This is a genomic window from Brevundimonas sp. LPMIX5 (genome assembly GCF_003576505.1).
GTDB lineage: Bacteria > Pseudomonadota > Alphaproteobacteria > Caulobacterales > Caulobacteraceae > Brevundimonas > Brevundimonas naejangsanensis.
Genome location: NZ_QWTZ01000001.1, coordinates 49,056 through 61,932, shown reverse-complemented (window position 1 = coordinate 61,932; position 12,877 = coordinate 49,056). Strand labels below are relative to the sequence as shown.

Annotated in this window: 7 protein-coding genes; 2 read left to right on the top strand and 5 right to left on the bottom strand. The window is 66.9% G+C overall.

The window, feature by feature from the left end; translation table 11 throughout:
- Positions 1–40 precede the first annotated feature (40 nt).
- Together D1604_RS00305 and D1604_RS15990 are read left to right on the top strand one after the other, a co-directional pair.
- Positions 41–2,164, top strand: a complete 2,124-nt coding sequence (locus D1604_RS00305) for a TonB-dependent receptor domain-containing protein (RefSeq protein WP_233551773.1) — start codon at positions 41–43, stop codon at positions 2,162–2,164.
- Between the two features lie 233 nt (positions 2,165–2,397).
- Positions 2,398–5,244, top strand: coding sequence for a TonB-dependent receptor (locus D1604_RS15990; RefSeq protein WP_119411723.1), 2,847 nt, complete (start codon positions 2,398–2,400; stop codon positions 5,242–5,244).
- Positions 5,245–5,284: 40 nt separating this feature from the next.
- On the opposite strand, the gene mce is transcribed toward D1604_RS15990, so the two are convergent.
- From mce to D1604_RS00275, 5 genes are read right to left on the bottom strand one after another with little or no spacing between them, the layout of a single operon-like run.
- On the bottom strand, positions 5,285–5,707 hold the full coding sequence (gene mce, locus D1604_RS00295; protein WP_119411722.1) for a methylmalonyl-CoA epimerase: 423 nt from the start codon (positions 5,705–5,707) through the stop codon (positions 5,285–5,287).
- A complete protein-coding gene (scpA, locus tag D1604_RS00290) occupies positions 5,704–7,875 on the bottom strand; it encodes a methylmalonyl-CoA mutase (RefSeq protein WP_119411721.1) in 2,172 nt (723 codons plus the stop codon). Before scpA ends, mce begins: the two co-directional genes overlap by 4 nt.
- Positions 7,872–9,251 (bottom strand): methylmalonyl-CoA mutase family protein, encoded by a 1,380-nt coding sequence (locus tag D1604_RS00285; protein ID WP_119411720.1) that lies wholly within the window; start codon positions 9,249–9,251, stop codon positions 7,872–7,874. The genes scpA and D1604_RS00285 overlap by 4 nt, the downstream gene beginning before the upstream one ends.
- Positions 9,252–11,228 (bottom strand): acetyl-CoA carboxylase biotin carboxylase subunit, encoded by a 1,977-nt coding sequence (locus D1604_RS00280; protein WP_119411719.1) that lies wholly within the window; start codon positions 11,226–11,228, stop codon positions 9,252–9,254. It lies immediately after the preceding gene.
- Positions 11,229–11,237: 9 nt separating this feature from the next.
- Positions 11,238–12,773, bottom strand: a complete 1,536-nt coding sequence (locus tag D1604_RS00275) for an acyl-CoA carboxylase subunit beta (RefSeq protein ID WP_119411718.1) — start codon at positions 12,771–12,773, stop codon at positions 11,238–11,240.
- Positions 12,774–12,877: the final 104 nt, after the last annotated feature.

Here is a 12,877-nt window from a genome sequence, read left to right as displayed (position 1 = left end):
ACATATCAAGCCTCACATCATTGTAACGGGGATGCGTGACATGCGATTTCGGACCTTCCTGCTGACGGCCGCGGGGGCGGCGGCGGTAACCAACCTGGGCGTCGCTGCGCCTGCTTTCGCCGAGGATGTCGTACAGCGTCAGTCACAGGGCGATCCGCACGATCACGCCCCCCGCGCCGCCGACGCCTATGAGGTGGATGAGGTCGTCGTGCGCGCCCTGCCCCTGGGCCGCGCAGGCGACGACGTCGGCTCGCACGTCGCCCTGCTGAGCGGCGACGACCTGGTTCACCGGCGCCAGTCGACGCTGGGCGACACCCTCAGCAGCATCCCCGGCGTCAACTCCGACACCTTCGGCGGGGGCGCCAGCCGCCCGGTGGTGCGCGGCCAGACCTCGCCTCGCGTCAAGGTGCTGAGCGAAGGCGCGGGCCTGATGGACGCTTCCGAAGTCTCGCCCGACCACGCCGTCAGCGGCGAGCCCCTGCTGCTGGAAGGCGTCGAGATCCTGCGCGGCCCGGCGGCCTTGCTCTACGGCGGCGGCGCTATCGGCGGCGCGGTCAATCTGCTGGACAAGAAGATCCCGACCCGCATCCCGGCTGAAGGCGGAGAAGGCGTGGCCGAATATCGTCGCGGCTCGGTCGACAATGAGGAAGCCGGCGTGGTCGGCATGACGGTCGGGGCCGGAAACTTCGCCCTCCGCGTCGAAGCGGCGGCGCGCAAGTCGGACGATTACAAGGTTCCGGGCTGGGACGAACCGCGCCTGGACGGCTCCTATAATGAGACCTCGACGGCGACTCTGGGCGCCTCCTGGATCGGCTCGCGCGGCTATCTGGGCGCGGCCTATACGGAACAGACCAGCCGCTACGGCCTGGCCGGTCACAGCCACGAATATGAGGGCTGCCACCCTCACGGCGACCACCTCCACTGCGGCGGCGGCCACGATCATGGCCATGACGACCACGATCACGGCGACGACGACCATGGGCATGACCATGAAGGCGACCACGACCACGCCGCCCCCGAAGTCCGCCTGAAGAGCCGCCGGGTCGATCTGCGCGGCGAACTGCGCGATCCGCTGCCGGGCATTGAGAACGTACGTCTGCGCGCCGGTTACACTGACTATGAGCACAGCGAGCTGGAAGAAGGCGTCGTCGCCACGACCTTCACCAACAAGGGCTATGACGGCCGGATCGAGGCACAGCACCGCGAAATCGCCGGTTTCAAGGGCGTCGTCGGCCTGCAGTTGAGCAAGAGCGATTTCGCCGCCGTCGGTCTCGAAAGCTTCCTGGCGCCCAGCACGACCAAGAACACCGGCCTGTTCGTGATGGAGGAGTACGAGATCGGCCTATGGCACCTGGAGGGCGCCCTGCGTCAGGAATGGCAGGAGGCCTCGGCGCTCGGACTGGCCGATGTCAAACACAAGCCCTTCTCCATCTCGGGCGCAGCTGTATGGCACTTCACCCCCGGCTGGACGGGCGCCGTGTCACTGTCACGTTCGCAGCGCGCGCCCTCGGCTCAGGAGCTCTATGCCGATGGCGTCCACCTGGCGACCAACACCTATGAGATCGGCGATTCCGATCTGAGCGTCGAGACGGCCAATTCGATCGAACTCACCTTGCGCAAGACCGAAGGCTCCCTGACCGGATCGGTCAGCGCCTATCACTATATCTATGACGACTACATCTTCGCCCGAACGCTGGATCAATACGAAGATTTCCGTCTGATCCGCTACAGCCAGGCCGACGCGACCTTCACCGGCATCGAGGGCGAGCTGACGCAACAGTTCACGCCGTGGCTGTCGGGCACGGTCTTCGGCGACTACGTCCAGGGCGAGCTGAAAGGCGACGGCGGGAACCTGCCGCGCATCCCGGCAGCGCGGGCGGGCGTGCGTCTGGCCGCCTTCCAGGGACCGTGGTCGGGCGACGTCGAATACAGCCGCACCTTCAAACAGACCGACATCGCCGCCTTCGAGACCGAGACGCCGGGCTACGACATGGTCAACGCCACGATCGCCTATGACGTCGATCTGGGGCCGGTCCGCTCGCAGATCTTCCTGCGCGGGACCAATCTGCTGGACGAGACGGCGTTCAACCACGCCTCCTTCCTGGCCGAGACGGCGCCCCTGCGCGGGCGCAACCTGACGGTCGGCGTGCGCGCCCGCTTCTAGGTTTCTTCCACGCTGCAAAAAACAGGGGGCCGGATCCGACGGATTCCGTCCCTTCGTCCGTTGGACCCATGTCGGTTCTGACGGGACTAAGCCTCTTATTACAGGAGTTTAATTCCTGAGTGCGATTGCGCCCCTTTTCGGCGCACATTGTTCTCTATCTGAGCCGATGCGGTCGATGAGACAGGGCTTCGACCGCGAGCGTGCCTATTTCCCGGTTGCCTTTAGGACTCGACATGTCGCCAGTCGCCTTGCTGTTCGCCCTCGCCTCCCTGTCTCCTGCCGACACGGCGGCGGCCTCCTCCGCGCCCCCATCCTCGCCCGCCCCATCCTCGCCCAGCCAGGCCGCGCCCGCTCAGACTGCGACCCCTGTGCCGCAGGAAGAGATCGACGATGACGCCTATGACCTGGGCACGCTGGAGGTCGTGACGACCGCCCGGCGCGGCGCGGCTTTGGGCGATTACGAGCCGGAACTGGTCCTCGACGAAGAACAGATCAAGGCTTACGGCGCCAGCAGCATTCAGGAGCTGATGACCCTGCTGGAGCCGGTGACGCGCAGTTCGCGCGGCGGCTCGCCGGTCTTCCTGGTCAATGGCCGCCGCATCTCGGGCTTCCGTGAAATTCGCGGCATTCCGCCCGAGGCGATCGAGCGCACCGAAATCCTGCCCGAGGAAACCGCCCTGTCCTACGGCTACAGCGCCGACCAACGGGTGGTGAACTTCGTGCTCAAGGCCGATTTCCGCTCCCTGACGACTCAGGCCAGCGTGCGCCGCCCCGAGCAGGGCGGCCGCACCTTGACGCAGATCGACAACAACGTCCTGCGCATCGCCGGCAAGCAGCGCTGGACGCTGGACCTCGGCTATCAGAACGACAGCCCCCTGTTCGAGACCGAGCGCAACATCCGCCGCGACGGCGTTCCCTATGACCTGATGGGCAATATCACGGCGCCCGGCGGCGGCGAGATCGATCCCGCCCTGTCGGCCCTGCTGGGCCAGAGCGTGACGACCGCTTCGGTCGGCGCGGGCGCAGGCGGCGGCGCCGGCCTGGGCGACTTCGGCGTCGGGCCGCGCACCGACGACCTGACCGCCTATCGCACCTTGTCGCCCAAGCGCGAGAACAGCTCCATCACCGGCTCGCTGGTGCGTGACCTGAACCAGACCATGTCCCTGACGCTCAGCGGGGAACTGTCCGATACCACCAGCTTCTCCTATCTGGGCCTGCCGGGCCTCAGCCTCGCCCTGCCCTCGACCAGCCCGTATTCGCCCTTCGCCAGCGATGTGCTGCTGCACCGCTATGTCGATGCGCCGGGCGCCTTGGGACGGAGCAGCGACACCCTGTCGGGTCAGCTGGGCTTCCTGGTCGACGGCTATCTGGGCGACTGGCGCTGGACCGTGAACGGCGGCTATGACCGCGCCGAGACCAAGACCCGCACCGGACGCGGCCTCAACGACGAAGCCCTGCAGGCGGGGGTGACTGCGGGGGTCATCGACCCCTTCGGCGACCTGGGCCAGTTGCCGACCAATCCGTTCGACACCGCCCGCTCCGTCTCCAGCAAGTCCAGCATCGAAGGCGTCATCAACGGCACGGCCTGGGAAGGTCCGGCCGGATCGCTGACCTCGACCTTCAAGATCGGTTTCGACAGCCAGTCGCTCGATTCCGAGACCCTGCGCTTCTCTGAACAGGAACAGACCAGCGTCTTCTCCGAACGCTCCCTGTCGCGCGACCGCACCAGCGCCTCGGGCAACTTCAACCTGCCCATCGCCAACCGCGACCGCGAAGTGCTGGGCGCGCTCGGCAATCTGTCGGCAAATCTGAACCTGGCCTATGAGGACCTGTCCGACTTCGGCGGCCTTTCGGCCTATACGGTCGGGCTGAACTGGTCGCCGTGGGAGCCGGTCAACTTCAACGCCAGTTGGGCCGACGAGCAGAAGGCCCCGTCGATGTCGCAGTTGAACGACCCGACGCTGTCGACCCCCAACGTGCCGGTCTATGACTTCGCCACCGGCCAGTCCGTCACCATCACCCGGATCGAAGGCGGCAACCCCAACCTGTCCGAGGAGACCAAGCGCGTCCTGAAGTTCGGCGTCAATCTGACGCCGCTGAAGGACAAGGACCTGCGGTTCACGGCCAACTACACCCGCACCGAAACCGAAGGCTCCATCGCCTCCTTCCCGACCATCACGCCGGAACTGGAAGCCGCCCTGCCCGAGCGCTTCACCCGCGATCTGGACGGCAATCTGCTGTCGATCGACGCTCGGCCGCTGAACTTCCAGAAGGCCGAGCAACAGGAAATCCGCTGGGGCCTGAACTTCTCCACCGCCTTCGGCAAGCCTGACCCGGCGGCCATGGCCCGGATGAACGCCCGCAGCGGCGGCGGCCCGCGCGGATCGGGCGCGCCGGGCGGCGCTGGCGCAGGCGCTCGGCCGGGCGGCGGCGCTCCGGATGGCGCGCCGACCGTCATGCGGGTCGAGGGCGGTCCGCCCCCTGGCGGCGCTCCGGGCGCAGGCGGCCCTCCTCCGGGTGGAGCGGTGCGGATGCAGGCCGGCGGGTCGGGCGGCCCCGGCGGACGGGGTCGCGGCGGCGGCATGATGCCGGGCCAGGGCCGGTTCAACGTCTCGCTGTATCACACCTATCGCATCCAGGATGAGATCACGATCCGCGACGGCCTGCCCGTGCTCGACCTGCTGGACGGCGCCGCCATCGGCGCGCGCGGCGGCCAGTCCCGTAACGAAGTCCAGTTGCAGATGGGCGCCTTCAAGAACGGCATGGGCGGGTTCCTGAACGCCAACTGGAAGGAATCCACCCGTATCAACGGCGGCTCCTCGCCCGACGACGACCTCAGCTTCTCGGACCTGACGACGGTGAACCTGAACCTGTTCGCTGACCTGTCCTCGCGCGAAAACCTGGTCTCGCGCTATCCGTGGCTGAAGGGGACGCGCGTCAGCCTCGGCGTCGAGAACATCTTCGACCAGCGGCTGGATGTGCGCGACGGTCTGGGGAACACGCCGCTGTCGTATCAGCCCGACTACCTCGACCCGATGGGCCGGACCTTCCGGATCAGCCTGCGGAAGATCTTGTACTGATCAATGAAAAGGCCCGGTCTCACGACCGGGCCTTTGCCTTTTAGTGATCGCCCTTCGGCGTCTCCATCAGTTCGATCAGCACCCCGCCCATCTCCTTAGGATGCAGGAACACCACCGGCGTGCCATGCGCGCCGATGCGCGGTTCGCCCGTGCCCAGGATGGTCACGCCCTTGGCGCGCATTTCAGCGATGGCGGCATGAATGTCCGCCACCTCAAAGCAGACGTGGTGCTGCCCACCCTTGGGGTTCTTGGCCAGGAAGCCGGTAATCGGGCTGGTCTCGTCGAACGGCTCGATCAGTTCGATCTGGGCCGTCGGCGTGTCGATGAAGCAGACCTTCACCCCCTGCGCGGGCAGATCGAACGGCTCGCCGATCTTCGTCGCGCCCAGCACGTCGCGATACAGCTTGATCGACTCGGCGATAGAGGGCGTGGCGACGCCGACGTGGTTCAGGTTGCCGATCACTTCTTCGTCTCCCCCATGTTCTGGACTGGCGCGGGCTGAGCATAGCCCAGGCGCTGGTTCAGCTTCTCGATCAGGTCCACGGCCGTCTCGGCGATGACCGAGCCGGGCGGATAGACGGCCGCCGCGCCCATATCGATCAGAGGCTGCACGTCCGACGGCGGAATGACGCCGCCGACCACGATCATGATGTCCTCGCGCCCCAGCTTGGCCAGTTCGGCCTTCAGCTCGGGCACCAGCGTCAGGTGCCCCGCCGCCAGCGACGAGGCGCCGACCGCGTGGACGTTCTTCTCGACCGCATCGCGCGCGGCCTCCGCCGGCGTCTGGAACAGAGCCCCCGCCGTCACGTCGAAGCCGATGTCGCCGTAGCCGGTGGCGACGACCTTCTGGCCGCGATCATGGCCGTCCTGACCCAGCTTGGCGATCAGGATGCGCGGCGGGCCGCCGTCGTTCTCGACGAAGGCCGCAACCATCGAGCGGGCGCGGGCGACCTTGGGATCGTTCCCAGCCTCCTTGGCGTAGACGCCCGAGACCATCTTCACCGTCGCGATATGGCGGCCGAAGGCGGCCTCCAGCGCGTCGGAAATTTCGCCCACAGTGGCCTTGGCGCGGGCCGCCCGCACCGCCAGTTCCATCAGGTTCTCATTGCCGCGCGCGCCCTCGGTCAGAGCGTCCAGCGCGGCCTGCGTCGCCGCCTCGTCCCGCTCGGCCTTCAAGCGTTGCAGCTTCTCGATCTGACGGGCGCGCACTTCGGCGTTGTCGACCTTCAGCATAGGAATGTCGTCGACCACGGGGTTCAGATATTTGTTCACCCCCACGACCGTCTGCTGGCCTGTGTCGATGCGGGCCTGCGTCTTGGCGGCGGATTCCTCGATCCGCAGCTTGGGGATGCCCGCTTCAATGGCCTTGGCCATGCCGCCGTAGGCCTCGACCTCCTCCATCAGGGCGCGGGCCTTGGTCGCCAATTCCTGCGTCAGGCGCTCGACGTAGAAGCTGCCGCCCCAGGGGTCGATGACGCGGGTCAGGCCCGTCTCGGCCTGCGCCAGAATCTGCGTATTCCGCGCGATCCGGGCCGAGAAATCGGTCGGCAGGGCCAGGGCTTCGTCCAACGCATTGGTGTGCAGGCTCTGAGTCTGGCCGCCCGCCGCCGCCATGCACTCGACCATGGTGCGCGGCACATTGTTGAACACGTCCTGCGCCGCCAGCGACCAGCCCGAGGTCTGGCAGTGGGTCCGCAAGGACAGGGACTTGGGATTGACGCCGCCTTCGCGCTTGACCGCCTCGGCCCACAGCAGGCGGCCGGCGCGCATCTTGGCCACCTCCATGAAGTAGTTCATGCCGATGGCCCAGAAGAAGCTCAGGCGCGGTGCGAACCGGTCGATCTCCATGCCCGCCGCCTTGCCCGCGCGCAGGTATTCGATCCCGTCCGACAGGGTGTAGGCCAGCTCGATATCCGCCGAGGCCCCTGCCTCCTGCATGTGATAGCCGGAGATGGAGATGGAGTTGAACTTGGGCGTTTCCTTCGCCGTCCACTCGAAGATGTCGGCGATGATCCGCATCGAGGGCGCAGGCGGATAGATGTAGGTGTTGCGGACCATGAACTCCTTCAGAATGTCGTTCTGAATGGTCCCGGTCAGCTTGGCGTGATCGACGCCCTGCTCCTCGCCCGCCACGACATAGAGGGCCAGGATCGGCAGCACCGCCCCGTTCATGGTCATGGACACCGACATCTGGTCCAGCGGAATGCCGTCGAACAGGGTCCGCATGTCCAGAATGGAGTCGATGGCCACGCCCGCCATGCCGACGTCGCCCTTCACCCGCGGGTGGTCGCTGTCATAGCCCCGGTGGGTGGCCAGATCGAAGGCGACCGACAGGCCCTTCTGACCGGCGGCAAGGTTGCGGCGATAGAAGGCGTTGGACTCCTCGGCGGTCGAGAAGCCCGCATACTGGCGGATGGTCCACGGCGCGCCCGCATACATGGTCGGATACGGCCCGCGCACAAAGGGGGCGAAGCCCGGCAGGCCGTGAATGAAGTCCAGCCCGTCCAGCGCCTCCGGCCCATAGGCCGTCTCGACCGTCAGCCCCTCGGGCGTCGTCCATGCCGCGCGGTCCGGCCCGGCGCCTGTCGCGCCCAGATCAAGGGCGACCTTGGAGAAGTCAGGGAAACTCATTGAGCGGCCTCCTCGAAGGCGGCGGCGAAGCGGACAGGCGCCAGCGCCTCAAACGCCCCGGCGACGGCGGGCGCGGCGGGCGCGGGCGTCACCGGCGCGGAACGCACGTCCGGGTCGACGAATTTGGTGACGCCGATAATCTGGGCGGCGCCGTCCTTGATGGCTTTTTCAGCCATGTCGCGAGCGCGGGCGATGCGGGGCTGGATTACCCCGCCTTCTAGACAGGCGATGACGCCGCCTTCGGCCTCATAGACCTGAAACTCGGCCCATGCCGCTTCAGCCAGTTCGCGCGTGCGCGCGTCCAGATACCAGGAGCCGCTGGCCGGATCGTCCACACGGCCCAGATTGGACTCCTCCATCAGGATCAACTGGGTGTTGCGCGCCTGACGTTTGGCAAAGTCGTCCGGCAGGCCCGCCGCGCGAGTGAAGCCGTCCAGCACCATCACATCGGCCCCGCCCACGGCCCCGGCGAACCCGGCGGCGGTCAGGCGCAGCATATTCGGCCACGGATCGCGCGCCGACAGCATCCGCCGCGACGAGCGCGCCTCGATGACCGCCGGAACCTCGGCGCCGAAGGCCCTGGAGACGCTGGCCCAGATCAGGCGCAGCGCACGGATTTTGGCCAGGGAGTCGAAATAGGCCTGATCGACGGCCACGCCCAGAACCACGCCCTTCAGCGCCGCCTCGGCCGACAGGCCCGCCGCCACGGCCGCCTTCACATAGGCCACAGCCGACGACGCGGCTAAGGCCAGTTCCTGCGCGATGGAGCCGCCCGCCTCGTGCGCTGCACGGCCCGAGGCCATGAACAGCGTCGCCTCGGGATAGGTCGCGGCATGGGTCGCCGCCGCCTTGGCCGTCTCGGCCATGAGGGTCGCGAAATCCCCTGACGCCCCGCCCGCCTTGGCATAGGCCGAGATCGGATCGAGGTGGAAGGCCAGCTTGGCGCGGGGGGAACCCTTGGCGACCGCCAACAGAGCCTCGGCCGCCTTCACACCGTCGAACCCGGCGTCCAGCGCCACCGGCGCCAGTTCCAGCGCCACCCCGTCCAGTGCGCGTGCCAGCGTCGCAGTGTCCGCCGCTGCCGGCCCGGCGATCAAGATCGACGCCGCCCCGTTCTCCAGATCGGTCAGGATGGCGCGGTTCAGGGCGTCTGCGTCCTCGCCCTCGTTCAGCGCCCGCACGTCCCAGGCCCGGCCTTCGGAATCCGAGGACCGGGGCGCGAAGACGGACTCGCCGCCGTTCGCCGCCCCATACAGGGGCTTGGTCGCCAGATGGTCCGCATCCAGATGGATGAGGCTCTCCAGCGGAAGCTCCTTCAGCGCCTTTACGGCGGCTTCGCGCCACTCCAGCGGGGTCGGGACGGCGAACTCAGTCATTTACTCGAACTCCACCAGCACGTCGTCAGCCGCGACCGGGTCGCCGGCCTTGGCCTTGACGGCCTTCACCTTGCCGTCGCGCTCGGCCTTGAGGATGTTCTGCATCTTCATGGCTTCGATGATGGCCACGCTCTCGCCGGACTTGACCTCCTGGCCCTCGACAACGGGGATGTCGACCACCAGACCCGGCATCGGCGACAGCACCAGCTTGGAGGTGTCCGCCGCCTGCTTCTCGGGCAGCAGGGCGTAGAGGTGGGCCACGTCGGGACGCAGCACCCGCACCCGCGCCTTGGCCGCGCGGTGGCGGATGTCGAAGCCGTCGGCGGCGCGCTTCACCTCGGCGGTGAAGGCCTCCTCATCGAGCGCCGCCTTGAACAGGGACAGACCCGGACGCCAGTCGATCTCGGACAGGGAGATTTCCTCGCTGTCGATGACGACGATCAGGTCCTCGGCCTCGTCGTAGCCGACCTCGACCTCATAGGCCGTCTTGTCGATCAGGACGGTCCAGTCGGTGCGCTCGCTGGGGTCGCCGTCCTGTTCGGCGATGACCTCGTTCATGGCCACGGCCGAGGCGATCAGGATCTTCACCTGCTCCGGCGTCGGCGCCAGACCGTGGAAGCCCTCGGGGAACTCGTCCTTGATGTAGCTGGTCGACAGCTGGCCGGACTGGAAGCGTTCCTGGTCCATGACCGCCGCCAGGAAGGGCACGTTGTGGCCCAGCCCCGCCAGATGGGTGTCCTCCAGCGCGCGGGCCATGCCGCGCACGGCGTCGTCGCGCGTCTCACCCCAGGCGCACAGCTTGGCGATCATGGGGTCGTAGAACATGCTGATCTCGTCGCCCTCGCGGACGCCGGAATCGTTGCGGACGGTGTAGTCTCCCTGATCGCCCTCTTCCGGCTGCTCATAGCGCACCAGACGGCCGATCGACGGCAGGAAGCCGCGATAGGGGTCCTCGGCGTAGATGCGGCTTTCCATGGCCCAGCCGTTGATCGACAGGTCGTCCTGTTTGATCGCCAGTTGCTCGCCCCAAGCCGAGCGGATCATCTGCTCGACCAGATCGACGCCGGTGATCAGCTCCGTCACCGGATGCTCGACCTGCAGACGGGTGTTCATCTCCAGGAAGAAGAAGCTCTTGTCCTGACCGGCGACGAACTCGACCGTGCCCGCCGAGTCATAGTTCACCGCCTTGGCCAGAGCGACGGCCTGCGCCCCCATGGCGGCGCGGGTCGCCTCGTCCAGCAGAGGCGACGGCGCCTCTTCGATGACCTTCTGGTTGCGGCGCTGGATCGAGCATTCGCGCTCGAACAGGTGGATGACGTTGCCGTGCTTGTCGCCCAGAACCTGAATCTCGATGTGGCGCGGATCGACGATGAACTTCTCGAGGAAGACGCGGTCGTCGCCGAAGGCGTTCAGCGCCTCGGCCTTCACGGCGGCGAAGCCCTCGGCCATGTCGTCGTCCGAATGGGCGACGCGGATGCCCTTGCCCCCGCCCCCGGCCGACGCCTTGATCATCACCGGATAGCCGATCTCACGCGCGATCTTCACCGCTTCGTCCGGGGTTTCGATCAGACCCATATGGCCCGGCACGGTCGAGACGCCCGCCTCGGCGGCGAACTTCTTGGACGTGATCTTGTCGCCCATGGCGTCGATCGCCTCGGGGTTCGGCCCGATGAAGGCGATGCCCTCGGCCTTCAACCGCCGCGCAAACCCGGCGTTTTCCGACAGGAAGCCGAAGCCGGGGTGCACGGCCTGCGCCCCCGTCTGCTTCACGGCGTCCACGATCTTGTCCTGGATCAGATAGGACTGGGCGGCGGGCGACGGACCGATGTGAACCGTCTCATCCGCCATCTCGCAGGCCAGCGAACCGGCGTCGGCGTCGGAGTAGACGACCACCGTCTTGATGCCCATGCGACGGCAGGTCTTGATGACGCGAACAGCGATTTCGCCGCGGTTGGCGATCAGAATTTTATCGAACATTTCTGGGCCTTACAGCGGGATGTTGTCGTGCTTCTTCCAGGGATTTTCCTGGGTCTTGTTCTTCAGCGTTTTCAGCGCCTTGATCAGGCGACGGCGGGTGCCGTGGGGCATGATGACGTCGTCGATGTAGCCAAGCCCTGCCGCGACGAAGGGGTTGGCGAAGCGTTCCTTGTATTCGTGCTCGCGCGCGGCCAGGGCCTCAGGGTCGCCGGCCTCCTTGCGGAAGATGATCTCGACCGCGCCCTTGGCGCCCATGACCGCGATCTCGGCGGTGGGCCAGGCGTAGTTGACGTCGCCGCGCAGGTGTTTGGAGCTCATGACGTCATAGGCGCCGCCATAGGCCTTGCGCGTGATGACCGTCAGCTTGGGCACGGTGGCCTCGGCATAGGCGAACAGCAGCTTGGCGCCATGCTTGATCAGGGCGCCGTATTCCTGCTTCGTGCCCGGCATGAAGCCGGGCACGTCGACGAAGGTCACCAGCGGGATGTGGAAGGCGTCGCAGAAACGCACGAAGCGCGCGGCCTTGCGGCTGCTGTCGATGTCCAGCACGCCCGCCAGCGTCTGGGGCTGGTTGCCGACGATGCCGACCGGCTGGCCGTCCAGACGGCCGAAGCCGCAGATGATGTTCTTGGCGAAGTCGGCGCCGATCTCGAAGAAGTCGGCCTCGTCGACCGTCTTCAGGATCAGCTCCTTCATGTCATAGGGCTGGTTCGGATTGGCCGGGACCAGGGTATCCAGCGAGGCCTCGTCGCGATCCGGCTCGTCATAGGTGTCGCGGACCGGCGGCGTCTCGCGGTTCGACAGCGGCAGGAAGCCGATCAGACGGCGGACCTCCGACAGGGCCTCCAGATCGTTCTCGAAGGCGCCGTCCGCGACCCCGGACTTGCCCGCATGAACGCGGGCGCCGCCCAGATCCTCGTGGCTGACGACCTCGTTGGTGACCGTCTTCACCACGTCGGGGCCGGTCACATACATGTATGAGGTGTCCTTCACCATGAAGATGAAGTCGGTGATGGCGGGCGAATAGACGTCGCCGCCCGCGCACGGGCCCATGATGACCGAGATCTGCGGGATGACGCCCGAGGCCAGAGTGTTCTGCAGGAAGATGTCGGCGTAGCCGGCGAGGCTCTCCACCCCTTCCTGAATGCGCGCACCGCCCGCGTCGAACAGGCCGATGATCGGCGCACCCGCCGTCAGGGCCATCTTCTGGATCTTGACGATCTTGGCCGCGTGGGCGCCCGACAGCGAACCGCCGAACACGGTGAAGTCCTTCGAGAAGACATAGACCAGACGGCCGTTGATCGTGCCGCGCCCGGTGACGACGCCGTCGCCGGGGATGCGCTGATCCTGCATCCCGAAGTCGTGGCTGCGGTGCTCCACGAACATGTCGGTCTCTTCGAAGGAGCCTTCGTCCAGCAGGACGCCGATGCGTTCGCGGGCGGTCAGCTTGCCCTTGGCGTGCTGGCTGGCGATGCGCTTCTCGCCCCCGCCCAGCTTGGCGGCGGCGCGGCGGCGCTCGAGTTCCTCGAGGATGGCCTGGCTCATGGTTGGGCGACTCCCTGACTTCGTTCAGGGTCCAACAAGCCGCTTCGTTGCAAAAAGGCAATCGCAACTTTGCAAAAGGTGCGTAAGTGCGTAAGCCTGCCAAG

Coding starts and splice junctions, on each gene's coding strand:
- D1604_RS00305 (WP_233551773.1), top strand. CDS start 41: ATGCGATTTCGGACCTTCCTGCTGACGGCCGCGGGGGCGGCGGCGGTA.
- D1604_RS15990 (WP_119411723.1), top strand. CDS start 2,398: ATGTCGCCAGTCGCCTTGCTGTTCGCCCTCGCCTCCCTGTCTCCTGCC.
- scpA (WP_119411721.1), bottom strand. CDS start 7,875: ATGAGTTTCCCTGACTTCTCCAAGGTCGCCCTTGATCTGGGCGCGACA.
- D1604_RS00285 (WP_119411720.1), bottom strand. CDS start 9,251: ATGACTGAGTTCGCCGTCCCGACCCCGCTGGAGTGGCGCGAAGCCGCC.
- D1604_RS00280 (WP_119411719.1), bottom strand. CDS start 11,228: ATGTTCGATAAAATTCTGATCGCCAACCGCGGCGAAATCGCTGTTCGC.
- D1604_RS00275 (WP_119411718.1), bottom strand. CDS start 12,773: ATGAGCCAGGCCATCCTCGAGGAACTCGAGCGCCGCCGCGCCGCCGCC.